The sequence below is a fragment of the Acinetobacter sp. CIP 53.82 genome, from assembly GCF_000369465.1.
In the GTDB taxonomy this organism is placed as follows: Bacteria; Pseudomonadota; Gammaproteobacteria; order Pseudomonadales; family Moraxellaceae; genus Acinetobacter; species Acinetobacter indicus.
In genome coordinates, this window is sequence record NZ_KB850046.1 from 1,778,542 (window position 1) to 1,805,230 (window position 26,689).

20 protein-coding genes and 3 tRNA genes are annotated in these 26,689 nt (G+C 45.9%); 13 read left to right on the forward strand and 10 right to left on the reverse strand.

What is annotated here, in order from left to right:
* Positions 1-2 precede the first annotated feature (2 nt).
* Together glyS and glyQ are read right to left on the reverse strand one after the other, a co-directional pair.
* Complete coding sequence (gene glyS / locus F905_RS13885) at positions 3-2,072, reverse strand: glycine--tRNA ligase subunit beta (RefSeq protein WP_005181948.1); 2,070 nt, start codon at positions 2,070-2,072, stop codon at positions 3-5.
* Entirely contained in the window at positions 2,072-3,061 is a 990-nt protein-coding gene (glyQ, locus tag F905_RS13890; protein WP_005181950.1) for a glycine--tRNA ligase subunit alpha, read from the reverse strand. The genes glyS and glyQ overlap by 1 nt, the downstream gene beginning before the upstream one ends.
* Before the next feature lie 480 nt (positions 3,062-3,541).
* Between glyQ and F905_RS13895 the strand changes: the two genes are divergently transcribed.
* Positions 3,542-4,672, forward strand: coding sequence for an HPP family protein (locus tag F905_RS13895; protein ID WP_005181952.1), 1,131 nt, complete (start codon positions 3,542-3,544; stop codon positions 4,670-4,672).
* Positions 4,673-4,740: 68 nt separating this feature from the next.
* Here F905_RS13895 and F905_RS13900 read toward each other — a convergent pair whose 3' ends face one another.
* Positions 4,741-5,007 carry a PspC domain-containing protein gene (locus F905_RS13900; protein WP_005181954.1) on the reverse strand — a complete coding sequence of 89 codons (267 nt, stop codon included), beginning with the start codon at positions 5,005-5,007 and terminating at the stop codon, positions 4,741-4,743.
* Positions 5,008-5,355: 348 nt separating this feature from the next.
* Between F905_RS13900 and F905_RS13905 the strand changes: the two genes are divergently transcribed.
* Both F905_RS13905 and F905_RS13910 read left to right on the forward strand, forming a co-directional pair.
* The gene (locus F905_RS13905; protein ID WP_005176703.1) at positions 5,356-6,507 is read left to right on the forward strand and encodes an IS4-like element ISAbe18 family transposase; all 1,152 of its coding nucleotides are present in this window, start codon (positions 5,356-5,358) and stop codon (positions 6,505-6,507) included.
* 66 nt (positions 6,508-6,573) lie between these two features.
* Positions 6,574-7,170 carry a hypothetical protein gene (locus F905_RS13910; RefSeq protein WP_228127902.1) on the forward strand — a complete coding sequence of 199 codons (597 nt, stop codon included), beginning with the start codon at positions 6,574-6,576 and terminating at the stop codon, positions 7,168-7,170.
* A 126-nt stretch (positions 7,171-7,296) separates the two neighbouring features.
* Here F905_RS13910 and F905_RS13915 read toward each other — a convergent pair.
* The 5 genes from F905_RS13915 to F905_RS13935 all read right to left on the reverse strand — a co-directional run bounded on the left by F905_RS13915 (position 7,297) and on the right by F905_RS13935 (position 13,162).
* Positions 7,297-7,372: transfer RNA gene (locus F905_RS13915), tRNA-Lys, on the reverse strand.
* Between the two features lie 74 nt (positions 7,373-7,446).
* Positions 7,447-7,522 (reverse strand) — tRNA-Lys (locus F905_RS13920).
* A gap of 20 nt (positions 7,523-7,542) precedes the next feature.
* A tRNA-Lys gene (locus F905_RS13925) sits at positions 7,543-7,618 on the reverse strand.
* Positions 7,619-7,748: 130 nt separating this feature from the next.
* Positions 7,749-9,590 (reverse strand): long-chain-acyl-CoA synthetase, encoded by a 1,842-nt coding sequence (locus F905_RS13930; protein ID WP_005181958.1) that lies wholly within the window; start codon positions 9,588-9,590, stop codon positions 7,749-7,751.
* Positions 9,591-9,760: 170 nt separating this feature from the next.
* A complete protein-coding gene (locus F905_RS13935) occupies positions 9,761-13,162 on the reverse strand; it encodes an Rne/Rng family ribonuclease (protein WP_005181961.1) in 3,402 nt (1,133 codons plus the stop codon).
* 753 nt (positions 13,163-13,915) lie between these two features.
* On the opposite strand from F905_RS13935, the gene F905_RS13940 reads away from it, so the two are divergent.
* The 7 genes from F905_RS13940 to F905_RS13970 all read left to right on the forward strand — a co-directional run bounded on the left by F905_RS13940 (position 13,916) and on the right by F905_RS13970 (position 22,236).
* Complete coding sequence (locus F905_RS13940) at positions 13,916-14,884, forward strand: RluA family pseudouridine synthase (protein ID WP_005181964.1); 969 nt, start codon at positions 13,916-13,918, stop codon at positions 14,882-14,884.
* A 382-nt stretch (positions 14,885-15,266) separates the two neighbouring features.
* Entirely contained in the window at positions 15,267-15,935 is a 669-nt protein-coding gene (locus F905_RS13945) for an HAD-IA family hydrolase (RefSeq protein ID WP_005181965.1), read from the forward strand.
* 537 nt (positions 15,936-16,472) lie between these two features.
* Positions 16,473-17,270, forward strand: coding sequence for a 2-keto-4-pentenoate hydratase (locus tag F905_RS13950; protein WP_005181967.1), 798 nt, complete (start codon positions 16,473-16,475; stop codon positions 17,268-17,270).
* A 36-nt stretch (positions 17,271-17,306) separates the two neighbouring features.
* Positions 17,307-18,203: an acetaldehyde dehydrogenase (acetylating) gene (locus F905_RS13955; RefSeq protein ID WP_005181969.1), complete on the forward strand. Its 897-nt coding sequence runs from the start codon at positions 17,307-17,309 to the stop codon at positions 18,201-18,203.
* An 11-nt stretch (positions 18,204-18,214) separates the two neighbouring features.
* Positions 18,215-19,234: a 4-hydroxy-2-oxovalerate aldolase gene (gene dmpG, locus F905_RS13960; protein WP_005181971.1), complete on the forward strand. Its 1,020-nt coding sequence runs from the start codon at positions 18,215-18,217 to the stop codon at positions 19,232-19,234.
* 587 nt (positions 19,235-19,821) lie between these two features.
* Positions 19,822-21,093: an OprD family outer membrane porin gene (locus F905_RS13965; RefSeq protein ID WP_005181973.1), complete on the forward strand. Its 1,272-nt coding sequence runs from the start codon at positions 19,822-19,824 to the stop codon at positions 21,091-21,093.
* A gap of 282 nt (positions 21,094-21,375) precedes the next feature.
* Positions 21,376-22,236, forward strand: a complete 861-nt coding sequence (locus tag F905_RS13970) for an alpha/beta fold hydrolase (RefSeq protein WP_005181976.1) — start codon at positions 21,376-21,378, stop codon at positions 22,234-22,236.
* A 75-nt stretch (positions 22,237-22,311) separates the two neighbouring features.
* On the opposite strand, the gene F905_RS13975 is transcribed toward F905_RS13970, so the two are convergent.
* Entirely contained in the window at positions 22,312-22,989 is a 678-nt protein-coding gene (locus F905_RS13975; RefSeq protein ID WP_005181979.1) for a DUF1345 domain-containing protein, read from the reverse strand.
* 306 nt (positions 22,990-23,295) lie between these two features.
* Positions 23,296-24,195 (reverse strand): DNA-binding transcriptional regulator HcaR, encoded by a 900-nt coding sequence (gene hcaR / locus F905_RS13980; RefSeq protein ID WP_005181980.1) that lies wholly within the window; start codon positions 24,193-24,195, stop codon positions 23,296-23,298.
* A gap of 284 nt (positions 24,196-24,479) precedes the next feature.
* On the opposite strand from hcaR, the gene hcaE reads away from it, so the two are divergent.
* The 3 genes from hcaE to hcaC are packed head-to-tail and all read left to right on the forward strand — an operon-like array spanning position 24,480 to position 26,688.
* Complete coding sequence (gene hcaE / locus F905_RS13985; protein WP_005181982.1) at positions 24,480-25,847, forward strand: 3-phenylpropionate/cinnamic acid dioxygenase subunit alpha; 1,368 nt, start codon at positions 24,480-24,482, stop codon at positions 25,845-25,847.
* A complete protein-coding gene (gene hcaF, locus F905_RS13990; RefSeq protein ID WP_005181997.1) occupies positions 25,844-26,362 on the forward strand; it encodes a 3-phenylpropionate/cinnamic acid dioxygenase subunit beta in 519 nt (172 codons plus the stop codon). Before hcaE ends, hcaF begins: the two co-directional genes overlap by 4 nt.
* Positions 26,362-26,688, forward strand: a complete 327-nt coding sequence (gene hcaC / locus F905_RS13995; protein WP_005181999.1) for a 3-phenylpropionate/cinnamic acid dioxygenase ferredoxin subunit — start codon at positions 26,362-26,364, stop codon at positions 26,686-26,688. The genes hcaF and hcaC overlap by 1 nt, the downstream gene beginning before the upstream one ends.
* The last annotated feature ends 1 nt before the right edge of the window (position 26,689 follow it).

Genomic DNA, 26,689 nt, shown 5'->3' on the forward strand with positions numbered 1-26,689 from the left:
CTTTAGTGTTGAAGCACCGAAATATCCGCCACTTTGGTAAATAAGGCGCGAAGCTGAGCAAGCAAGCGTAAACGATTTGCTTTTAATTCAGCATCATCCGCCATCACCATTACACCGTCAAAGAACGCATCTACAGGCGCACGCAGTGCAGCAAGTGCAGAGAGCGCAGCAGTGTAGTCTTTGGCAGCGAATAATGGCTCAACTACAGGCGTGATTTTTGCAAGTTCAGCGAACAATGCTTTTTCAGCATCTTCCACCAGATTCGCTTCAACCACTTCACCAGCTGGTGCCGCTTCTTTGGCAAGAATATTGGCAACACGCTTATTCGCAGCAGCAAGTGCAGCCGCTTCAGGCAATGCGCGGAAGTGATTGACCGCATTGACACGCTTGTCAAAATCAAGCGGTGATTTTGGTGACAAGGCTTGAACGGCTTGAATCACGTCAACAGCCACACCTTGGTCTTCATATTTGGCACGGTAACGACCTTCAAGGAATGCAACCGCATCGTTTAAAGTCTTATCGTGATCTTTGAGTACATCGCCATACGCAGCTAAAGCAAGTTTGATCAAATCTTCGATTGAAACATCAAGCTCGTTTTCAGTCACTAGACGTAAGATACCAATTGCAGAACGACGCAGGGCAAACGGGTCTTTCGAACCTGTAGGCGCTTGACCAATACCGAAAATACCGGTGAGCGTATCTAAGCGGTCTGCAAGCGCAATGGTTGTACCTGTTTTGGTTTTCGGTAAAACATCACCTGCAAATTTAGGCAAGTACTGCTCGCCAAGTGCTTCAGCCACTTCATCATTTTCGCCTTCAAGACGTGCATAGTAAGTTCCCGCGATGCCTTGAAGTTCTGGGAATTCACCCACAAGCTCAGAGGTTAAGTCACATTTTGCCAGCAGGGCAGCTTTTTCAGCGTCAGCCGCATTTGCACCTGTAATTGGCGCAAGCGCAACAGCAAGTTTGGCAATACGTTCAGATTTGTTCCAAAGCGTACCGAGTTCTGCCTGGAATACCATATTCGCCAGTTTCTCCTTACGAGACGCAAGCGGTTGTTTTTGGTCTTGCAGGAAGAAGAATTCAGCATCCGACAAACGTGGACGAACGACTTTCTCGTTACCTTCAATAATTTGTGACGGATCTTTCGACTCGATGTTTGACACCGTAATGAAGTACGGTTGCAGTTTATTATCGCTATTCACCAGGCAGAAGTACTTTTGGTTGTCCTGCATGGTCGTAATAAGCGCTTCTTGAGGAACAGCAAGGAAGCGTTCTTCAAAGCTGGCACGTAGTGCAACAGGCCATTCAACCAGTGCAGTGACTTCGTCACGAAGATCCGCAGGCACAATGGCAATGGCATTGACTTCATCTGCCAGTGCTTTTACTTGCTGGTCGATGATCGCTTGACGCTCTTCAAAAGACGCAACCACATAAGCGCTACGAAGTGCATCTAAGTATGCATCTGCATTGGCCAGCGTAATCGCTTCAGGTGCATGGAAACGGTGACCATACGTCACGTTACTAGCTTTATGATCTTGAATGGTTGCATCAACCACATCGTTGTCTTTCAGCAACACCACCCATTTTACCGGACGAACGAATTCAGTACGGCTGGCTGCAGAACGCATGCGTTTCGCAATTGGCAGGTTGTCCAAAGCATTTTGTAAAATTTGCGGTAACAGCGCATCAAGGCTTTGACCTTTGACATCTTTTAAGTAACACACTTTTTCAACTTTACCTGCTTGGAAAGTCGATACTTGATCAACCGTAATGCCTTGACCACGCATAAAGCCTTCTAAAGCTTTGGTTGGATTGCCTTCAGCATCAAACGCTGCTTGTTTTGCAGGGCCGTCAAAACGTTTTTGAGTGTCGGCTTGCGCGCCATCTACATTGACAATTTTAAGTGCCAAACGACGTGGTGCAGCATAAGCTTCAATTGAATCGAAAGCCAGACCTGCATCTTTTAAGCCTTTAACCGTTTCAGCCTGTAACGCATCACGTAATTTTTTCAGGCTTTTTGGTGGAAGTTCTTCACAGCCAAGTTCAAATAAAACAGTATGCTTAGACATTATTTGCTCTCCGCTGATTTTTCTGCTTGCGCGGCTTCCGCCTCAACCTGTGCTTTTAACTGTGCCAGAACTTCATCACGTAAATGCGGTTCTGCCATTGGGAAACCAAGCTCTGCACGTGCGGCCACGTAGCTTTGTGCAATGGCACGCGCCAATGTACGGACACGTAAAATATAACGCTGACGCTCAGTCACAGAAATCGCACCACGCGCATCAAGCAGGTTAAAGCTGTGTGATGCTTTCACCACTTGCTCATAGGCAGGAAGTGGCAGTTTCGCTTCCATCAAACGAGAGGCTTCTGCTTCGTAAAAGTCGAACAGTTCAAACAGTTTGTCGACTGGCGCATATTCGAAGTTATAGGTCGATTGTTCTACTTCGTTTTGATGGAATACATCGCCATAGGTCACCGTACCGAACTGACCTTTGGTCCAAACCAAATCGTAAACTGAGTCGACACCTTGCAGGTACATCGCCAGACGTTCTAAACCGTAAGTGATTTCACCCGTGACCGGATAACATTCAACACCACCGACTTGCTGGAAATAAGTGAATTGCGTGACTTCCATACCATTCAGCCAAACTTCCCAACCTAAGCCCCAAGCACCGAGTGTTGGTGATTCCCAGTTATCTTCGACAAAACGGATGTCGTGAACCAAAGGATCAATCCCGATGGCTTTTAAAGAATCCAGATACAGCTGCTGGATGTTGTCCGGGTTTGGCTTTAATACCACCTGGAACTGGTAGTAGTGTTGCAAACGGTTCGGGTTTTCACCATAACGGCCATCTTTTGGACGACGTGAAGGTTGCACATAAGCGGCATTCCAGGTTTCAGGCCCTAATGCACGTAGGAAAGTTGCAGTGTGGAATGTTCCTGCACCCATTTCCATGTCGTAAGGCTGCAACACGACGCAGCCTTGCTCCGCCCAGTAATTTTGTAAGGCAAGAATTAAGCCTTGGAAAGTATCAATATGCGATATGGCGCGACTCATGGTCATCCACTTAAAATTAGAGAAAAATTGTGCTCAATTATAAGGATTTTGGCGGGAGGTAGCAAAGGTTATCCATACAATGCTGGCGCTTTGATCAGGAAGCGAAGCCTAACCGAAAAATCGCCATGAAAAATCAGTAGAGAAACCGACATTCGGTTGATCTGTCTATCCACAAAAAACGGATTTTGATCTGTAGGATTCGGGGAAAACCCAGCATTGTCATTTCAGTCATTTTTCTCAAAGATTGGTTTCATCTGGTGTATACAGCGCAATCATCTGCGCTGAACGGTGTATACGCAAAAACGATGTTTTTAAAATGAAGGGCTTATCAATTTTTTCTAAAAAGAGGATGATTCAGTGTGCCTATACTGATATACATCTCAACAGAAAAATTCATAATTATAAGATATAGAATGAATACATCTTATAAGCTGCTTCATTTTATAATGGCGGCCGTCGCCAAAATCACAAAGGATTCCCGTGTTTCATCCGCAATCTGAATGGTTAGAAATCTTAAAACCCAATTTCAAATTACTGCCGCTGAAAGAACGTCTGTTGTGCGGATTGGGTGCTTTGCTGGGCTTAAGTTTATCTTCACTGATCAGCTTATGGATTCTGGGCGATATTAATGCCTGGTATATCGCGCCGATGGGTGCGTCGTCAGTATTGCTGTTTGCGGTGCCGGCCAGTCCGCTGGCACAGCCGTGGAATATGGTGATTGGCAATACTATTGCCGGCATTATTGGTGTGACTTGTGCGCTGTATATTCCGAATCTGACCGAAGCCTTTAGTGTGGCGGTGGCCTTATCTATTATTTTAATGATGTCGACCGATTCGCTGCATCCACCGAGTGGTGCTGTGGCGATTACCGCAGTATTGGGCGGTGAGGCGGTCAGTGAACTGGGCTATTTATTTATCTTTTATCCGGTGCTGTTAAATTCGCTGTTATTGCTGTTGGTGGCAATGATGTTTAACCGACTGACTGGCAAGCAATATCCACACAAGGCCCAGCTGAACCTGCGTTCGCAAGACCCGACCCCGACCCAGAAAGTCACCATTCAGCCGCAAGATATTCATCATGTGCTGGAGCATCAGACCGAGCTGCTGGACATTAGTGAATATGACTTGCAGAAAATTATTCTGGAAGCGCAATATCAAGCCAATGCGCGTATGCAGGATGAAAACGTGCAGGAATGGCGCTGTGAAGATATCATGACCCATGATGTGATTACCTTGCAGCAGGATGATGATATCCAGCTCGCGCTAGACAAGTTCAAGCAGGTCAATTTAATGAGCTTGCCGGTGGTAAATGCCGAGCAGCAACTGGTCGGCACATTGGCACTGTATGAAGTGGTGGAATGGTTTAAACATGCTACCGATGTGCGGATGTCATGGCAGCATCAGGTCAAACACATTATGAACCGCAAGGTGGTGACGGTAAAACCACATCAGAGTATTGCCGATCTGGTCCCGTATTTTGTGGAACGTTCGTTTAACTATATTCCAGTGGTGGAACAGCAGCAGCTGGTCGGGATTATTAGCCGCGCCGATATGATTGCCGCCATGAACCAGCGTCTGATCTGGCTACGCAGCAAAACTACGGAAAGTTAAAGCCAGAAAAAAGAAGCTACGGTAATAGGGGGCCACCGTAGCTTTAAACTGTGCAAGAAAAATGAAGATTAACGGTAACTGTTCTGATCTTCATGAATGGTACGTACCGGATTGCGATAGCCATTCACGTGTTCAATTTCAGCTTTCTTTTTCGGCATCACCAGCCACAGTACCAAGTACACCAGAATACCCGGGAAGGCGGCACTCATAATGGATACCAACACAAAAATAATGCGGAGTAAATTTGCATTCCAACCAAAACGTTCAGCAATACCACCCATTACACCTGCAATCATGTTTGAGCGGTTAGAGCGGTATAAACCAACATTGGCCATTGAGGTCTCCTTAAAAAATAAAATGGTGAGTCAATCAAGAACTCATAAAATAAAAATGGCGACCTATTTCCGTTTTTAAAGGGTCAATGCGCTATAAATCGTTAATTTATGTAAATAAAATGACACGGTATAAATATTGCGCTTTAAAATCTTGAAACAGGTCTACAAAAACTGTAGATTTTGGTGAAAATTCATATAATTTCAATAGCTTTGCTGTGTGCCCATCAACCTGATGCAAAGGCATACGGTGGCCACTGCTGTCCCATAGTTTGCTTTAAATAAAAAACCTGAGTCCTAACAGTTAAAATATGAGTGCAAACAAACACTTTAACGACCAGGATTCAGGTTTTGTCACATCAGAATACCGTATTTCATGAGCTAATTAAACCTGTTGTGCGACAGGATTTTGAACAACTTGCTAAAGTACACCATGTTGGACAGAAATTTAGAGCGGCTTCCCGGTGGGATCAGTTTATTGCCATATTGATGTCTCAATTCTCTTGTAGGCAAAGTCTGAGAGATATTCAATCCAATTTGGAGTGCCAACAGGAAAAGCTGAGTCATCTCGGAGCAAAGTCTATTCCCCGAAGCACGCTGGCACGAATCAATGAGCAGCAGCCTGCTGCCTTGTATCAACAGCTATTTTACAAGTTGCTTAAATACTATGAACACTCAAAAGTAGCTCATAAATTTCGCTTTAAGAATCCCTTGTATTCCTTGGATGCCAGTCATATTGACCTGTCGCTTTCCTTATGTGAATGGGCCAAAGTTCACGACTCAAAAGCCAGCATGAAACTCAGTATAGGATTGAATCACAGCAATGATATTCCTGAGTTTGTTGCAGTTGAAAATGGCAAAGAAAATGACATGGTACAAGGCCGCAAATTCCAGTTTCCTGCTGGCAGCATTGTAGTTTTTGATAAAGGCTATGTCGATTACCAATGGTATGCAAATCTGACTGCTCAAAACATTGGATTTGTCACACGTTTTAGGCCTAAATCTGTGTATCAGGTGATCCAGCAACATCCAGTGCTTGAATCCAAAGGTATTCTAAAAGATGAAACCATTCAGCTGAATAGCGCACATGCCCTAAAAAGAAAAGCCCCAGTGTTAAGAAGAATTGAATATAGAGATCAGCAAAGTGGCAAGCACTTTAGCTTTCTCAGCAATAACTTTCATTTAGCCGCCTCCACCATTGCGGCGATTTATAAAGATCGTTGGAAAGTTGAGCTGTTCTTTAAGGCGATTAAGCAGAATCTCAAATTAAAAGCGTTTCTAGGCCGCAGCAGGAACGCAATTCAGACACAAATCTGGATTGCGATGATCGCCTATTTATTGGTGAGTTTCGCTCGACATTTAGGAAAAACAGGTTGGACAGTTCAACGTTTACTCAGAATAATTCAAGTGAATTTGTTTGAAAGAAGAACTTTAAAAGCTTTATTTTCACCCGATAAAATACCCATAAAACAAGAGGAAGCTCAAATGAGCTTCCTCTTGTGAAAAATTGTGGGACAGCAATGATACGGTGGCTATTTTTATTGATACCCGGGAGACACCATATTGGCTGTGCATTGTTCGAAATGGTTATGGGGAATCTGTTGCCTGTCTTTGGCCGCTTGTGACCCGACGTTTAACAGTCAAGAAGGAGAGGAGGCACAGCCGTTTACACCCGTGGCAGACCTGCAGGTGACGGAAGATGTGCCAAGTAAACGCCTGAGTGAAGTGGCTGGCCAACCGGTATTTCCATCTGCAAAAGATGCCGATAAAGCCGTGGTGCCGGAAGCGGCCTTGGCCTATGTCGGCCGGTATCAGGTAAAAATTAGCTGTGAAGATGCCTATGTCAAATGTGAGACCGGTACAGCCGATTTTATTCTGACTTTATTGCCTGATGGCACCGCACATCGTTCCATTGTCTATCTTGGCCGGGTCATGGCCGGTGCACAAATGAATTATCATCTGGATTACTGGATGTATGATGAAGCCGCACACCAGATTATTGTGCATCGCAGTAATGGGGTGGAAATTTTTTATGATATTGATGACACGCAGAATCTACGCATGGATTTAGAAAAAATTGCCACAGTATCGACGGTAAATCAGCAGTATTTTTCCCGTAATCCTTTACCGGCACATGCTTATTATCTGGAAAAGTCGGCCGATTAGCAAAAGCAGATCGAGCGTTCTTTCATCCATATCAATATTAAGGTTGTAGCGCAGATGCAATGCAGGCCAGCATATAAATGTGCAATGCAGAGTAGGGAAGCGAGGATATTTATTCTGGAAGATAAATGGTGGGTCGTCCGCGACTCGAACGCGGGACCAACGGATTAAAAGTCCGCTGCTCTACCAACTGAGCTAACGACCCTGAGGAATAAAAAATAAGCTGCTTATTTTTTAAGATGCAAGAACTGGAGTTTTTGCAGAGTTCCTAAGGAAAGATGGTGGGTCGTCCGCGACTCGAACGCGGGACCAACGGATTAAAAGTCCGCTGCTCTACCAACTGAGCTAACGACCCATCTTAGGCTTTCAAATGAGTGGTGGGTCGTCCGCGACTCGAACGCGGGACCAACGGATTAAAAGTCCGCTGCTCTACCAACTGAGCTAACGACCCATATCATTTGATGGAGCGTATTGTAGCAAGATCTCGTTTGAGCGCAAGTAAAAAATAAAAAAGTTGTCTATGTTTGATTATAAATGAAACAAATTCATGCTAGGGAATCAAAAAATAGACAACTTTGGGCTTAGAAGCGGTATTGATAGGTTTGAATCTGCTCGAAAATTTCCGGGGTTAGATCAGTATAAGCCGCTGCACCGGGCAGCAACACCAGCAAACGATCCGTGGTAGCTGCCGGATTAAATGCCTGTTCTTTGAGCTTGTTTTTCTGATATTTAAAAGTGCCGGTGGTTTCAACCTGGGCCTGAATCCGTAAAAATACCGGAACCGCATAGCCGGGCAGGGCCTGTTTAAACTGGCTCACCATCTGCTGCAGGTCATGTTCATCCAGTGTTGCATCGGTATTTAAGGTAATGGCCGCCATTCCGGCACGGCCATTGGTTTCTGGAATTTCTACGCCGTAAACCACCGCTTCGGCAATTTTCTCATAATCACAGAGTATATTTTCCACTTCGGTGGTGGAAACATTCTCACCTTTCCAGCGGAAGGTATCACCCAGGCGGTCAACAAACTGGGCATGACGGAAGCCGATATTTCGTACCAGATCACCGGTATTAAAGTATTGATCGCCACGCTGGAAAACGCCTTTTAAAATCACCGCCTTGTTTTTTTCCGGATCGGTATAGCCATCAAACGGCGAACGGCGGGTAATTTTGCCAATCAATAAACCAACTTCACCTTTTTTGACTTTCTGGCACCAGCCGCGCGCATCCCGGACCGGTTCATTTTTTTCTTTATCGAAAGCCACAATCGCATAAGGGGTTGGAGAAAAACCAACGGTATTGTCAAAGTTAAAGATGTTGCTAAAGCCGACATTGCCTTCACTGGAGGCATACAGCTCCAGAATTTCTTCAATGCCAAAGCGTTGCTTAAACTTGTTCCAGATATTCGGGCGCATGCCGTTCCCAATCATTTTGGTAACACGATGGCCCTGATCCAGCGCGGATGGTGGTGCATCCATCAGGTAGCGGCACAGCTCGCCGACATAACCAATGGCAGAGGCATTAAATTTCTGTACATCTTTCCAGAAGCTGGAGGTGGAATATTTACGTCGAATTGCCAGGGTTGCGCTACCGGCAATTACGCCGCACCAGCACACCACAATACCAGTGGCATGATACAGCGGCAGGGTCACATACATGACATCTTTTGGATTCAGATTCAGTACATGGCCGTAGGTGCCATAGGCCAGGGTCCAGCGGCTATGGGTGAACACCACGGCTTTCGGCAGGCCGGTGGTTCCCGAGGTATAGATATAAAACAGGCCATCTTTGCCCTGGACGGAATGCGTGGTCGGCGGATTGAATTTCGGAAAATGGTCGATCTTTTCGGCCAGATTGTTAAAGCCTTTCGGAGCTTTGCCCGCATCGCGCTGGGTTTCCTGATCGGCAAACCAGTCCAGACGATCTGCCGGCAAATCCAGCGCCTGACGAATCTCCTCTACCGCAGCACGGCATTCTTCGCCAACAATTAGCGCGACCGGTTTGACCAGATTGATGCTATGGGTCAGCACCTTGCCGACCTGTGAGGTGTTTACCAGTGCAATGGTGACGCCAATTTTGGCCAGACCGATGACAGTCGCGATCAGTTCCGGGCGGTTTTCCAGCATTACCGCAATCACATCGCCTTTGCGTGCGCCTTGTGACAGATAATAGTGGGCAATCTGGTTGGCCCATTCATTCAGGGCTTTGTAGCTAAAGCGCTGCTCTTCAAACATTAAAGCCAGACCATGCGGATTACGTTTGACCGCTTTTTCAAAGGCAATGCCCAGACCGGCAGGGGTGGATGGCGTTCGTAAATAGGCTTGACTCAGACCCTGAATAAGATTCGGGACTTTGCCGATAAACTTTGGAATTTTGGCGGCGACATCGGCCAGACCAATAAGATCATGTTGTGTTGTATGGCTCATATGAATCCTATTTATTCTCGACATCCAATCTGTAGTTCTAGCGCATGAATATTGCACTTTAAGGTTTTAATCGTTTCGTTGTAGTGTAATCAACCTAATCTGACAAATTAACAAAAAAAATCCAGCCACCGAAATGACTGGATTTTTTTATTCACCTGCAAAAAAGCAAATTATGACTCAGTTGAGGTGTTGGCTTTCTTTGGTGGACGGCCACGTGGACGACGCGGACGTGCCGGTTTTTCTTTCTCGGCCTTGTCTGCTGCGGCTTCTGGAGCTTCAGCTTCTGCATTTGCCGGTGCTTCGCTGGCATCTGCTGCATCAACTGGCAGTTCAGCCTGTACTGGTTGCGCTGCTTCAGCTTTCGCTGTTTCTTTAGCCGGTGCTTCGGCTGCAGCGCTTTCTTCAGTCGCCACTTCAGTTTCAGTCGCAGTGGTTTCAGCCGCTGGTGCTGCTTCAGTTGCTGCTGGCTCGGCAGTCGCTTCTACAGGTGCTGCTGTGCTGCTTGCAGCAGTGGCTTCTGTTGCTTCAGCTGCTTGAGCGTCCGCCGCAGTTTCTGCTGGTGCAGCGTTAGCGGGTGCTTTTTCTGCTTCGTCGGCATGGGCCTGTTTGGCCTGTTCCAGCGCCTGTTCGGCAGCAAGTTTGGCTAAACGACGACGCTCACGCGGATCATTGGCCACACGTTTGACTGGCGCTGGTGGAGTCAGGTCCAGCACAGGAGCAGGTTCTGCTTCTGGCTCGGCTTTGCTGACTTCAACATCACGGGTCACAGGCTGCTTTTGGCTTTCTGCCGCAGGTGCTTGAGCGACCAGGCTGGCTGCATATTGTTCAGTGAACTTTTGCAGGGCGCGGTTGAAGGTTGGAATTAAACCAAACTGCTCAATCAGCACCGAGCAATCTTCACCATACACATGACGGATCAGGCTGCCTACCGTGTACTGCTGCAAGGCTGGAACCTGAGATGGTGACAGCTTTGGCGGCTGGTTTTGTTGCGCACGACCTTCACGTTGCTGGCGACGACGCTGACGCGGATCGTTGCTGGCGCGTTTCACCGGTTGCGATTTGTGCTCTTCAGCCACAATTGCCGCAGGTGCCACTTCTTCTTTTGGTACTGGTGCTTCTTCTACTGCTTCAGTGCTGGTCGCAACCGGAAGTTCAGCAGTTGCTGCAGGTGCAGCGGCTGTGTTCTGGTTTAGCGCGACAATTTCACTTTGTGCAGCATCAACATTCACCACCAGAGCAGTTGGCATCACGTCCTGACGTGGTGCATCCACCAGGTCCACTTTCAGGCCTTGTGCTTCAGCGGCTGGTGCTGCTGTAGCTGCTGCCGGTGCAGCCGTGTCATTCAGCACGCTGGCATCGCGGTGGCGATTTGGACGCTCTGGACGTTGCTGGTTACGACGGTCACGACGTGGCACAGCATCTTGCTGTTGCGCTTCGTTTTGCGTCTGTTCATTGTTGTTGTGCTGACGGCGGGAGTTGCGTTTGTTTTCACGCGCTTCCTGACGTTGCTCCTGACGTGACAGCTGCACCACTTCTTCGTGTACCTGATGCTGTGCTGGGCTGTTGTCATTCTGGCTGTTTTGCTCGCGCGGCTCTTTGTGCTTGCTGCGCTTTTTGTTGTTGTGACGTGATGATTTTTCTTCACGTTCAGCCGGTTTTTCAGCGTGATCACGCTCATGCTTGGCCACAGTTGATGGGGCAAGATAAGCATTGCTGGTTGCTGCTGCTGGTGCAGCCACAGGCGCCGCAGCTGCAATCTGACCGAACTGGCCACGGCTAACTGCGCCATTATTGACCATTTGCTCAATCGCTGCAGCCGCATTGTTGGCGCTACGTGACTGATCAACCGTGTTGGCCTGTTTTTGCACAAACAGGTTTTCTAACCATGCACATGGGCTAGCACTTGGTGCAGCGGCAGCAGGGGCCACTTGTGCAGGCGCAGCGGCTTGAGCTTTGGCTGGACGCTTCTGTTCCTTTTGCGGTGCTGCAGGCGCAGCTGCATGCTGAGCGTGCTGTTCTTCTTCTAAATGCCATTCAGAGGCTTCATAACCTAGTTCCTGTTCGCTTAAGCGGGTGGCTGCTGTGCGTTCATAGCTGGTTGGGGCAAAGCCTTCCGGATTGTAAGAGATTTCGTAATGTGGGGTTTCTAAATGCGGGTGCGGCAATACCGTTACACGTACATTTGAGGTTTGTTCAAGGTAAACCAGGCTGTGACGCTTTTCATTCAATAAGAATGCTGCAATTTCAACCGGTACTTCAACCTGAACTTCACCATGACGCTCACGTAGCGCAATCTCTTCCACTTTACGCATAATCGACAGTGAGAGAGAACGTAAGTCACGTACCATGCCGGTACCATGACAACGTGGGCAAACATAACCGGTCGCTTCTTCTAAAGATGGACGTAAGCGCTGACGGCTCATCTCCATTAAACCAAAGCGTGACAATTGACCAAACTGGATACGCGCGCGGTCGCTTTGCGTTGCTTCACGCAGCTTGGCTTCCACCATACGCTGGTTACGGTCTTTGGTCATGTCGATAAAGTCGATTACTACCAGACCACCGATGTCACGTAAACGTAACTGGCGTGCAATTTCTTCAGCAGCTTCCAGGTTGGTGTTTAGTGCGGTATCTTCAACGTCCTGACCACGAGTTGATTTTGCCGAGTTAATGTCGATTGACACCAATGCTTCGGTTTGGTCAATCACGATTGAACCACCTGAAGGCAGTTTGACTTCGCGTTCATAGGCGGTTTGAATCTGGCTTTCGATACCGAAATGCGCGAACAGTGGTTCATTTAGGGTATAGGTTTTTAACTTGTCGAGCTGACGTGGCATCACCGCTTTTACGAAGTTATAAGCTTCGTTATAGGCCTGTTCTGAGTCAATCAGGATTTCAGCCACATCATCACGCAGGTAGTCACGAATGGCACGCGTGACGACACCGGCTTCCTGATGCACCAGCATTGGCGATGGACCAGAACTTGAGGTGCTTTGAATTTGCGCCCACAGATCTAGCAGATGCTGTAAATCAAGTTGTAATTCTTCTTGAGAACGACCAATACCGGCAGTACGTACAATCACGCTCATACCGCGTGGCACGTTTAAAGAGGCCAGCATTTCTTTCAGTTCTTCACGCACTGAACCGGAAATCTGACGGCTGATACCACCCCCTTTCGGGTTGTTTGGCATCAGGACCAGGTAACGGCCCGCCAGTGAAATAAAGGTCGACAGGGCAGCACCTTTGTTGCCGCGCTCTTCTTTTTCTACCTGAACCAGCAGTTCGGTGCCTTCAGTAATCAGTTCGCGAATATTTGAAGTTTGACGAGGATCGGCCTTGTAGTAAGAGTTGGCAATTTCGCGCATCGACAGGAAACCTTGACGACCGGCACCATACTCAACAAATACAGCTTCTAAAGATGGCTCTACGCGAGTCACATGACCTTTATAGATATTTGATTTTTTTTGTTCACGGGTACGATTTTCTAAATCAAAATCGTAAAGACGCTGACCAGTGACAAGTGCAACGCGAATTTCTTCAGCATGTGTTGCATTAATCAACATACGTTTCATGGGTGTAACACCTTATAGTGATACACAGCAAAACATCGCTCTATACGTAGCGAGCATCAAACATCACGGATCATGGTTCAGATCTCAAATACAGCGGTCTGAACGTTTCTCTACCGGCCTGATAATCGGGTTTCGGTGGATGATTCACGTATTGATGATGTCAATACGGCTTCAATCTTTAAACGATTAAAGTCACCTGGTCGTTTCACTGGCGGACGAGCGGTACATTGGATGTGAGTAACTTTCACTGTCACATTGCTCAAAGATCATCCCTTCTTTTAGTCGAGTGTCTTGATACGGAATTATCGTCGTATCTTTACAATTTGTGCAGATCCAATGTATCAACGCTGTAGCCTGAATGCGACATCAGGGAACGACTAGTCTGATGTGTATCAGTTTACGTTTAAAAACCAACTTGAGGTTGGCGACATATTTTTTCAGGCAAACTGATTTATGTACCTTAAGTACAATTAAACGCAACAGTTTGCAGTTTTGCCGATATAATAAGCCTTCGGCGTCGGCATAATTCTTTTGGGACCTTTACGTGTTTAGTGGAGTGTTTGATTGAATAATCAACTTCAGTAAAAACCGAAATGACCCAACTTTTACCCACTTACGATGGTTTCCGTGCGCTGACTATATCAAACCTTGCATCATCTGCCTATGGGCTAAGCTTATGTTTCTTGTGTAAAGCATAGCCTAAGTGATCAGTTTTTAATCAATTTTAGTATTTTTTTAGGTCGTCGTAACTGTATGAATTCTACCCAACAATGGCAAAGTGTCACTTGGTTTGAAGTCGATGAGCATCAAGCGGGGCAACGGATTGACAACTTTTTGTTTAGCCGTTTAAAAGGCGTGCCCAAAAGCCGGATTTACCGTCTGATTCGTGAAGGTCAGGTGCGGGTCAATAAAAAACGGGTCAAAGCCGAAACCAAGCTGAATATTGGCGATCAGATCCGGGTTGCTCCAATCCGTTTTGAACAGAAAGATGATACCCCGGCGCCGGTGTCGGACAAAGTTGCTCAAGGCTTGCTGAACCGGGTCATCTATGAAGATGAAGGGCTGATGGTGGTGAACAAGCCATCGGGCATTGCCGTGCATGGGGGCAGTGGTGTGGCCTATGGCCTGATTGAAGGCTTGCGCGCCGCCACCGGGAAAAAATATCTGGAGCTGATTCACCGCATTGACCGCGATACTTCGGGTCTGGTGATGATTTCGAAAAAACGCAGCGTATTAAAAACCTTGCAGGACATGCTGCGCGAACACAAAATCCGTAAAACCTATGCTGCGGTGGTGAAAGGACAGGTGACGCTGGACAAACAGCTGATTGATGCACCTTTACATCGTTATGAGCTGGCCAATGGCGAACGTCGCGTGCGTGTGTCTAAAGAAGGTAAAGAATCGAAAACCCAGTGGAATGTGCAAGAGCGCTTTATGCATGCCACACTGGTCTATGCATCGCCGCTGTCTGGACGTACCCATCAGATTCGTGTGCATGGTCTGAGTATTGGCCATCCGCTGGTGGGCGATGAAAAATACGGTCATGAAACCGAATATCGCGGGCCTAAACCACGCCGTTTATGCTTGCACGCCATGCGTCTGGAGATTCCGGGTTATCCAACCATTGAAGCACCATTGCCTGAAGATATGCAGAGTCTGGTCGCACAGCTCCGTGCGCAAAAGGCAGATAAGGTAGTAACACTTGGGGAAGATGACGAATAATCTTTGGCTTTTTAATTCTCGTTCATCTTGCTTTATTTAAGTGGGAAACTTCCCTCTTTATTAAAATTAAAGATGAGGAACATTGTTCCGCAAGGGGAGATTAAATTTCGGAAAAATCCTCTCCCTGAGCAGCACTGCTGCGCAAGTCTCCTTCTTGCACGTCGTTTAAAGCAGTGCTTTAAACTCGTTCAGGAGAGGGAGCGTTGCGATAGTAAATGATATCTGCATCCGAAATGTGCGAAAGGCGACATGGATGTCGCCGTTGGGTAATTAATATCTGTTGTGATCTTGCAATAAAAGTTATTTTCTAATGAAGCTCTCCCTCCTTTTTTAAAGGAGGGTCGGGGTGGATTTAAACCGAATCAAATCGAGGAAACCATATATGAACACAGCTGTAGAACTCATCATTTTCGACTGGGATGGCACCTTGTTTGATTCAGTCGGTCAAATTGTGGCGAGTTTACAGTTCGCTGCACAGCAGTTTCAGCAACCCTTAACCGATGAAGCAGCCAAAAGCATTATCGGTTTGGGCCTGCCTGAAGTGGCGCAGCGTTTGTTCCCGATGGTGCCGGAATTGCATGGCGAGATTTTACAGTGCTATTCCGAGCACTATGTAGCCAACTCCAAAACCGATGTCTGGTTTGATGGTGTGGCGGCGATGCTGGATGATTTACAGAATGCCGGGGTAAAACTCGCGGTGGCTACCGGTAAAAGCCGTAAGGGTCTAGATCGTGTGCTGCAGCAAACTCAAAGTATGGGAATGTTTGCTGCGACCCGTGCCGCCAGTGAAACCCGCTCTAAACCGCATCCCTTAATGTTAGAAGAAATTCTGGCAGAAACCGGAGTGCGCCCTGAGCAGGCAATTATGGTCGGCGATACCTCTTATGATCTGGAAATGGCGCAGGCTATTGCCATGCCGCGTGTGGGTGTCAGCTATGGGGTACATACGGTCGAAGTGTTACAGCTGTTTCAACCGCTAAAAATTGCCGGGGATGTCAGCAGCCTGCATCAGTTCCTGTTACAGCAGGTACAAATGAAACAGGCCATCTAGGTGGGAGAGCATCTTTTCAGAAGAAGTGAACCTCTTGCGGCTTCTTCTTTTATTCAAGAGCTTATTTTCTTCCTTCTTATATTGATCTCTGCCTGGGCATGTTGCGTGATTGCAAAGTTTCGTCTTTCTTTTTCTGTTCTAGAGGCTGTATAAACACTGTGCAGCCTTATTGCCTCTAAAAGCTGCTGATAAAATCGTCTAATACCGAAGCCTTAAGCGCTGAAACTTCTCATCCAGATTTTCTTAAAAAGTGGATAGAAATACTCGGAAATCTATAGCTATCAGGGGCTTCGTGTCGGTTGAGTTGTGGCTGTGTTATAGGTTCTAGCTATTGTAAAAAATAAAATAAGTATTGGCATAAAAAGTCCATTTTTCCGATTCTAAATCAGTTTATATCTATGCGCGTTTGCTAGAGATCGGCAGCAACAGCCTGTTGCCGCTCTGATCAGTCCCCCCTATATCGGCCGATGTTCAGCTGCATGCCGGAAAATCTAGTCAACAGCATAAGCCCAATTTTTGCAGTTTAAGGAAACATTGATGTCGAATTCTGCTGTTGTTGCATCAGTTGCTCAAGCGTTAAGAGATGCTGAATTATCACAAACTGCGATTGCACCGATTCGCCCACAATTAGGCGGTGAATCTGCTGATGTAGATATCGCGTACGCAGTTCAAGAAGTAAATACCGAACGCGCGTTGAAAGAAGGCCGCCGTTTAGTAGGTCGCAAAATTGGTTTGACCTCGAAGGTAGTTCAGGCACAACTGGGTGTTGATCAGCCAGATTTCGGTATGTTGTTTGCAGATATGGCCTATGGTGATGGTGAAGCCATTCCTGCAGGTTTGCTGATTCAACCGAAAGTTGAAGCAGAAATTGCACTGGTCATTAAAGAAGATTTGACCAAAGAAAAACACACCTATGCTGACATTATCAGTGCAACTGACTACGCACTGCCAGCAGTAGAAGTGGTGGATAGCCGTATTGAAAACTGGAAAATCAGCCTGATTGACACCGTGGCAGACAACGCATCTTCAGCGGCGTTTGTACTGGGTTCTCAACCGGTAAAACTGGAAAACCTGGATCTTGTGAATTGCAAGATGGTCATGACCCGCGGTGAAGAAGTGGTTTCTCAAGGTGTGGGTAAAGCCTGTTTAGCCAACCCATTGAATGCTGCAGTCTGGCTGGCAGATGAAATGGTACGCCGTGGTCGTCCATTGTTAAAAGGCGACATCATCTTAACAGGTGCATTAGGGCCAATGGTTGTGGCGCAACCAGGTGATGAATTCAAAGTTGAAATTGAAGGCTTTGGTTCAGTTACAGCGGCATTCGCTGCTGAATAAGCCCCAACCTGATCAGAATTTTAAGAGAGTACATTCATGAAAAAGATTAAATGTGCAATGATCGGTCCAGGTAACATCGGTACTGATTTGCTTTACAAATTACAACGCAGCGAATGGTTAGAGCCAGTATGGATGGTGGGTATTGATCCTACATCTGAAGGTCTGGCGCGTGCAGCGAAAATGGGTTTAAAAACCACGGCTGAAGGTGTAGATGGTCTTCTTCCTCACGTAATCGAAGATGACATCAAAATTGCATTCGATGCAACGTCTGCATACGTACACGCAGAAAACAGCCGCAAGCTCAATGAACTTGGCGTGTTAATGATTGACTTAACACCGGCTGCAATTGGTCCATTCTGCGTACCACCTGTCAACCTGGAAGCATTGCTTGCGGCTGGTGAAGTGCCAAACGTCAACATGGTAACGTGTGGCGGTCAGGCAACCATTCCAATGGTTGCTGCGGTTTCTCGCGTTCAACCGGTTGAATATGGCGAAATCATTGCAACGGTATCGACGAAATCAGTTGGTCCAGGTACGCGTAAAAACATTGATGAATTTACCCGTACTACTGCAGGTGCAATTGAGAAAGTTGGTGGTGCGAAACAAGGTAAAGCGATCATCATCATTAACCCTGCTGAGCCACCACTGATGATGCGTGACACTGTTCACTGTCTAGTAGAAGGTGAGCCAGATCAAGCTGCGATCACTGAATCTGTGCATGCGATGATTAAAGAAGTGCAAAAATATGTACCAGGTTACAAACTGGTAAATGGTCCTATTTTTGACGGTAACCGTGTTTCGATCTTCTTAGAAGTCGAAGGTTTAGGTGACTTCTTGCCGAAATATGCAGGTAACCTCGACATCATGACAGCAGCAGCTGCACGTACTGCAGAAATGTTTGCTGAACACGTTTTCAACACTGCTGAAGCTTAAGGAGCAACCTCATGTCTAAGATTATTGTTCATGATATGACTTTACGTGATGGTATGCACCCGCAGCGCCATCAAACCACTGTTGAGCAAATGATTGCCATTTCAACAGCGCTAGATGATGCCGGCGTACCTTTAATTGAAGTGACCCACGGTGACGGCCTGGGCGGTTCATCAGTGAACTACGGTTTTGCTGCTGCAACAGATGAAGAATATCTGTCTGCTGTTGTGCCACGTATGAAGAATGCGAAAGTGTCTGCACTGCTTCTTCCAGGTATCGGTACAGTTGACCATTTGAAAATGGCGCATGAAATTGGTGTATCGACGATTCGTGTTGCAACACACTGTACAGAAGCGGACTGTTCTGAACAGCACATCACTGCTGCTCGTAAACTCGACATGGACACCGTGGGCTTCTTAATGCTGGCTCACATGGCTTCTCCTGAGCGTCTTTTAGAAGAAGCACAGAAGATGGTGTCTTACGGTGCGAACTGTATTTATGTCACAGACTCAGCAGGTTACATGCTTCCTCAAGACGTGAAAGACCGCGTGGGTCACTTACGTCAACACCTTGACCCAAGCATCGAACTTGGTTTCCACGGTCACCACAACTTAGGTATGGGTGTATCGAATACGGTTGCTGCGGTTGAAGCCGGTGCGGTACGTGTGGACTTGGCCTCTGCAGGTCTTGGTGCGGGTGCGGGTAACACACCACTTGAATTGTTCATTGCTGTAGCGAACCGTATGGGTATGGATACAGGCGTTGACCTGTTCAAAGTACAAGACGTTGCTGAAGACCTTGTGATTCCAATGATGCACAACCCAATTCGTGCAGACCGTGATGCGGCAACTTTAGGTTATGCGGGTGTTTACTCTTCATTCCTGTTGTTTGCAAAACGCGCTGAAGCGAAATATGGCGTGTCTGCGCGTGAAATCCTGATGGAACTGGGTCGCCGTGGTACAGTCGGTGGTCAGGAAGACATGATTGAAGACTTGGCGTTGACCATGTCTAAAGCACGTGAAATGCAAGCTTAAGTTTTAATTTTAAAACTGGCTTAAACAAAGCACTCCAAATATATTTGGGGTGCTTTTTTATTGGTGTGATTGATTGACTCACGATCACTTTAAAATAAATCCGGATTTAAAAGCGCACAGCTCAATACATTTAAGATGCATCTTATTTTTATATAAAAAATCTGTTAAATGATCAGCCGAGATTTATTTTAAAAGGATGGAGAAGGGGGAATGGAAAGCTAAGGGATTTAAATTAGGGGAAAAGCTGAATTATTTTAAATATTAAATTTTTTATAAATAATACTGATAGTTAAAAGCTATTAGTTAAAGTGTTAATGTTAAAACCAATAAATAAAGCCTAAAAACTCAAAATAAATAAAAAATACAGTGAAAAATAATATGAATAACAGAGGTTTATATTTGCAGGGTGGAGAGTATTTAGCAGGGAAATGATTGCTGAAATATCTTAAAAAAAATAAAAAAAGCGCTGTGAAATCAAAAAAATGCCCAAACCGATAAATGTTTAATACTGTGGTCGGATTTTCTATTTGATTATGCTTACGCATGATGACGGCATTGTTTTTATCTGCTGAATGGGAAAATTTACCATGCGTCGTCAAAAATTATGGATAGCAATGCTTGCTGCGACAGCAACTTTAGGAACTTCTGCTACATATGCAGATTTTATTGATGACAGCAATGTTCAACTTAAATTTAAAAATTTCTATTTAGATCGTCAGTATCAAGATAAACCAGAATTGAACTTTGGTTCATGGTCACAGGCGGTAACTTTGGATGCCAAGTCTGGTTATCATGATATTGGTGGTGGCGTGCAAATTGGAGCAGATGTACTGGTTCAACATGCAGTTAAACTCAACGGCCGTGATCAAAATCCGGATTGGGTGTTACCTCACGATGGCAAAGAATCTAAAGATCATTTTGGTAAAGTTGGTGCAACCTTAAAAGTTAAGGTATCTGAAACTGAGTTGAAGGTTGGTGATCTATTACCAATGTCACCAGTGGTATTCTTTGATCCATCTCGCCAATTACTGACTACTTATAGTGGTGCCTGGTTAGAGTCTAAGGACATTAAAGATACTAAACTGACCTTGGCATATTTAGATGGCATTAATGCACGTTATGAAAATCAATATCATGACCTGAGCTTATTTCCGCAAAACAACTTTGCGACAGCAGTCAGTACAGATGACGGTATGTATATTGCCGGGATTGATCACCAATTTACCCCAAAAGTGGGTGGTAGTTACTGGTATGCCGATGTCACCAACATCTACCAACAACACTATGCCGCTGTAAACTATAAAACGACCTTGGCTGAAAACACCAAGTTAGACACCCATGTACGTTATTTTGACAACAGCGAATCGGGTGACCAGCTGTATGGCAAGATTGACAGCCAGGCCGTGTCTGCAGGTGCAAAAATCAACCATGGTATGCACACAGTACAATTAGGCTACCAGCAAATGTTTGGAGAGCATGGTAACAAAGCGCCAATGTTCCCGACATTGGGTGGTTGGGTACCACAGCCTTATCTAGACAACTGGTCGGTGGCAAGCTTTATCCGTAAAGATGAAAAATCATGGAGCTTGGGTTATACCTATAACTTTGCTGATGTGGGTGTACCAGGTTTAACCGCAACTGCACGTCATTTCCGTGGTTGGGATGTCGATAATGGTGCAGGCGAACCGCGTGGCAAAGAAAATGAAAACAACCTGATTGTGAACTATGTGGTACCAGAAGGTAAGCTAAAAGGTTTAGGTTTCAACTACATGTTTATTGATACCAACTATGACAATATCTCAGGTGGTAACGATCTAGAAGAACACCGTATCGCGACGACCTATACCTATACATTCTAATTGGTCAAGATCAAAGAGCAGCTGCACCTCCAGCTGCTCTTTTTTATATAAAAACAGATGAAAGTCCTAATAAAAATAAGGATTTAAAATTAACTAAAATGTTTAAAAACAATGGCTTAAATAATCGTTTTTTTGTAGCTTAAAATCGTAATTTTGTATCAGTTGAAAGCGCAGGAGCGGTTAATATAAGCCTATAGAAAACGCATGTTCAACGAGTCACTTGACGTCCAGACCTTCCAAGATTGAGGGAAACGCAAGCTAAAGACTGTATGAGGAGTAAGTATGAGCACTGTCCAAATCCCTGACTATACAACAGATTCATTCTTTGGCTTAGAAGATAAATGGATTGAAACCGCAGAAGGCGAACTCACCCATTACCATGAAATTGGTGAAGGTACGCCAATTCTGTTCTTGCACGGTTCAGGTACGGGTGTATCTGCAGCGGCCAACTGGTGGTTAAACCTGCCACAAATTGGTGAACAGGCACGTTGTATCGCGATTGATACCATTGGTTATGGTCAAACCGTTGTTGCACCGGGTACCCAATACGGGATCCGTGCTTGGGTTGATCACGCAATCCGTACCTTAGATGCTTTAGGTATCGAGAAAACCTGGTTGGTGGGTAACTCTTTAGGTGGCTGGTTGGCATTCCAATTGGCACTGGATTATCCAGAGCGCGTTCTGGGTATCGTGTCTATGGGTACCGGTGGTGCCAAGCAAACTGCGGCACTGAAAGCGCACGCGAACCCAGTACTGACTGAAGAAGGGATCCGTAAGACACTGTCTATGTTCGTGGTGAACAAAGACCTGATTACAGACGAACTGGTGAAAGTCCGTTTTGACTCGGCTGCAAATGACTATGCATCTGACCGTTTAATGGACGTGGTGGGTGCGCGTGACCGTGACCGTTTCGAATTCCCGTTAGACTTCGAAAAAATGAAAGACATCACCGTACCTGTACTTCTGATTCATGGTACTCAAGACGTGGTGATTCCAGTATCCCGTACCTGGGACATCCTGAATGTGGTGCCAAATGCAGATGCACACATCTTCAGCCAGTGTGGGCACTGGTCACAAGTTGAAAAAGCCGATGAGTTCAACACAGTTATTAAAAACTACCTGGCGGCGCACGGCGTAAAATAAGTCGGTGATAAAAGCGAAAAAAGGATGGTGACAGGCCATCCTTTTTTTATGGGCGGAATTTCTGGCTCAACCGGTTTAGTGTTGAATAAAGCTGGCCACCAGATTAATACAAATCGCCAGAATGGTGGTGTTAAACATATAGGCCAGCACAATATGCAGCGTATTCAGGATACGCATCGCGCGTGAGCTGATGGTGACATCGGCGGTTTGTGCCGACGTGCCAATCACATAACTAAAATAGAGAAAATCCGGATAGGTCGGATAAGGGGTTTTCGGAAACTCCAGACCACCTGCCTGATGCTGTTGCAGCGCCAGATAATAGTCATGCGCATAGTGAATCGCAAAAATGGTATGCATAAACAGCCAGGCACATAAAATAGTGGTAATCGCCAGCAGAAAATGCCCCATGCGTGCAAAGTCGGTTTGGGCAAATAAGTTGATCTCGACAATAATCGCAATAAAACACATCACCAGGGTTAGAAACAGCAGTAACAGAATCAGCCATTTACTGGCATCCTGCTGCTGGGCGCGTTGCAGAATATGCTGATGATCACTGTGCCAGAAATTCAGCAGGGTAAAGAGCAGATAGCCGGACACGGCAATATTCCAGCTGATGAGCAGGCAGGTCGACCAGGTCCACGGGCTCAAGCACTGAAAAATACCGTACAGCACCGTGGTGATCAGAAAACTGATAAAAAAATAAGGATGAGACTGCATCCCGGTTTTAATATGGCTAAACGGTGTTTTTATCATTCTTATTCCTTTGATCTGGCCCATGACAGATAAAAGCATGCCTAGCATTCTGCTTCAGAGGCAGAACATAGCGGCACTTCACTGTAGTCTAGCTTATTAGACTTAAGTTGTAGTTTGCGGCTGAAAATAAATCTGTGCGGCTAGCAGAGAAAAAGTCGTAAAAATGCAAAAATGATAAAAAATGGTGCAAAAAAGCCTGCGACTTAAGTCTAATCTGATTAAAAAGCCAGCAAATTGGCCATAAAAAAAGCACCATTATTTAGTCTCGAAATAATGATGCTGGCAGGCAGTCAGCCAAAGCGCGGCTTAATCGCGGTTAATATCCAGATAAAACACCCGGGTCAACAGTTCCATAAACTTGTCGACCGATGGCGAGTTGCTGTTTTTACGGTAACTGACATACAGGTCCAGATAAGGCAGTTCGATATCCAGCGGACGGATGATGGTGTTGTTCATGGTCAGCGGGGCAATGTAGCCCGGCAAAATGGTACAACCCAGTCCCATACCAATCGAGTTGATATTGAACAGGATGTTGTCGGCTTTTTGCACAATATTAAATTCAATACCATTGGTCTTGGCAAAGTTTAGAATCATGTCGTGCAGATTCTGCGACTGCTCGGCGGCCGGAATAATAAAATCAATACCGTTGAGGGCTTTGACTGGAATACGTTCGTATTTGGCCAGTGGATGGTCTTTTGGCAAAATGAAAATCAGTGGTTCGCGCAGCACGAACTGGCTTTCAATTTCATCACTGTTAAAGTTGTGACGGGTAAAGGTGATGTCCAGTTCACCTTTTTTAATGGCTTTCATCTGATCATTGTTGTTCATACTGAGCAATTCAATTTTCAGATCGGGGTTCTGTACGCGCAAATTCGGTAATACATACGGGAAAATCTTCATTTCCGCGACCGGGACAAAGCCAATGCGTAGCATCTGCTGTTTGGCCTGGGACACCTGACGCGCCATAGCCACGGCTTTGTCGGCCTGAGCCAGGGTTAAGCGCGCCTGTTCCAGAAACACTGCGCCTTCTTCTGTCAGTTCGACCTTACGTTTGGTCCGGTGTAACAGTTTTACGCCAACGTCTTCTTCGAGGTCTTTAATCTGTTGACTTAAAGAAGGCTGGGCTGTGTAGAGCTTCAAGGCAGCCTTACTGAAGTTCAGTTCTTCAGCCACGGTAATGAAATAGCGAAGGTGACGTAATTCCATAAACCCATTCCAAAATATTAATTCAAAAAATGTCTAACTATCATGTCTTAAGAGTATAATCTATAATCAACTATTAGGTGAAGATTATTCTGCCATTTAGGAAATAAATAGGCTTTCAAATTTTATTAATGCTTTAATAAAGAGAAATAAGCGATAAGTAATTGATAAAATATCTTAATTAAAACAAAAAAAATATTTCACTAAACCCCGCTAAAAAATCATTATCCATGCAAAGTTGAGTCTATTTATTTTGTGCCGTTGTGTCGGTCACAGGAGAGCTTTCAATGAGTGGAAAAATTGATGTGCGCGAAATCGACGCTTTAGTCGATGCACAAAATGGACGTATTACGCCATCTATCTATACTGATCCAGATATCTACGAGTTAGAACTTGAACGTGTATTTGGTCGTACCTGGTTATTCCTTTGCCATGAAAGCCAAATTCCTAAGGCGGGCGACTTCTTCAATACCTATATGGGTGAAGATCCGATCATTGTGGCACGTCAAAAAGATGGCTCGATCAAAGCATTCTTAAACCAATGCCGTCACCGTTCTATGCGCGTAAGCTTCGCAGACTGTGGTAATACCCGTGCGTTCACTTGCCCATACCACGGCTGGTCTTACGGTATTGACGGTTCTTTAAAAGACATCCCGCTTGAAGATCGTGCTTACCCGCATGGTGCATGTAAAGAGCAATGGGGTCTGGTTGAAGTAAACCGTGTGAAGTCTTACAAAGGCCTGGTATTCGGCTGCTGGGATGAAACCACACCAGATCTAGAAGAATACATGGGTGATATCGCTTGGTATCTTGATGGCGTTGTAGACCGTCGTCCAGGTGGTACTGAAATCATCGGTGGTGTACACAAGTGGGAAATCGAGTGTAACTGGAAATTTGCAGCTGAACAGTTTGCATCTGACCAATACCACGCCCTGTTCTCTCACGCATCTGCGATTCAGGTACTTGGCGCGAAACCAGACGACGAATCAACCAAGAAATTAGGTGCTGCTCAAACGGCTCGTCCAGTTTGGGAAACTGCAAAAGATGCACTGCAATACGGTTCACGTGGTCACGGTTCAGGCTTCTTCTTCACAGAGAAACCAGATGCAAACGTTTGGGTTGACGGTGAAGTGGCCAACTACTTCCGCGAAACGTATGAAGAAGTAAAAGAGCGTCTAGGTGAAGTACGTGCGCTGCGTCTTGCAGGTCACAACACCATGTTCCCGACACTGTCTTGGTTGAACGGTACTGCAACACTTCGCGTATGGCACCCACGTGGTCCAAACAAAACTGAAGTTTGGGCATTCTGTATTGCCGATGCTGAAGCGTCTCAAGAAGTGAAAGAAGCGTTTGAACGCTCTGCAACGCGTGCATTCGGTCCTGCCGGCTTCCTGGAGCAAGATGACTCTGAGAACTGGATCGAGATTCAGAAAGTTTTACGTGGTTATAAAGCACGTCAAAACAAATTGATCGTTGAGATGGGTAAAGGCAACGAGAAAGTACGTGAAGATGGTATCCCGGGCATCACCAACTACATTTTCTCTGAAACTGCAGCACGCGGTATGTACCGTCGCTGGGCAGATTTATTGATCCATGAAAAATGGGAAGACGTTGAAAAAGCGGCTGACGAATACGAGAAGGAGCTTATGAAATGAGTCAAATCAGCTTAGAACTTCATCACCAGATCAGTCAGTTCCTGTATCAAGAAGCCAAGCTTCTTGATGACTGGAAATTCCGCGAGTGGTTAGACACGCTAGCTGAAGATATTTCTTATACGCTACGTACCACACCAAACGCACAAACCCGTGACCGTCGTCGTTCGGTTGAACCACCGACGACTTGGGTGTTCAACGATACGAAAGATCTGTTGGAACGTCGTGTTGCCCGTCTTGAAACCGGTATGGCCTGGGCAGAAGAGCCTCCATCACGTACGACTCACATGGTGTCTAACGTGATTGTTGAAGCGTCTGAAGTAGAAGGCGAATACGATGTGTACGTGACTTATTTACTGTACCGTACCCAAAAAGAGAAAGACGTTACGATTTACTGTGGTAAGCGTCATGACAAGATCCGTAAAGTTGAAGGCGGCTTAGGCTTCCAGATCTTCAACCGTAAGATCACGCTTGACCAAGTTACCTATAACTCACATAACCTGAGTGTGTTCTTCTAATGAATAAGATTTTTGTTTGCCAAGTTGACGAGCTTGACGAAGGCGAAGCATTGAAAGTGGACTGCGGCGTAAACGGTATCGATGCGCTGGCAGTATTCAACAATGGCGGTGAATTCTTCGCAATGAATGACCGCTGTTCACATGGTAATGCGTCGATGTCTGAAGGTTATCTGGAAGACGACGGTACAGTTGAATGTCCGCTGCACTCTGCACGTTTCTGTTTGAAAACTGGTCAGGCACTGTGCTTGCCAGCAACAGATCCAATCCAGACATTCCCAGTGATTGTTGAAGATGGCGCGTTATACGTAGAGATGGCAGGAGAGTAAT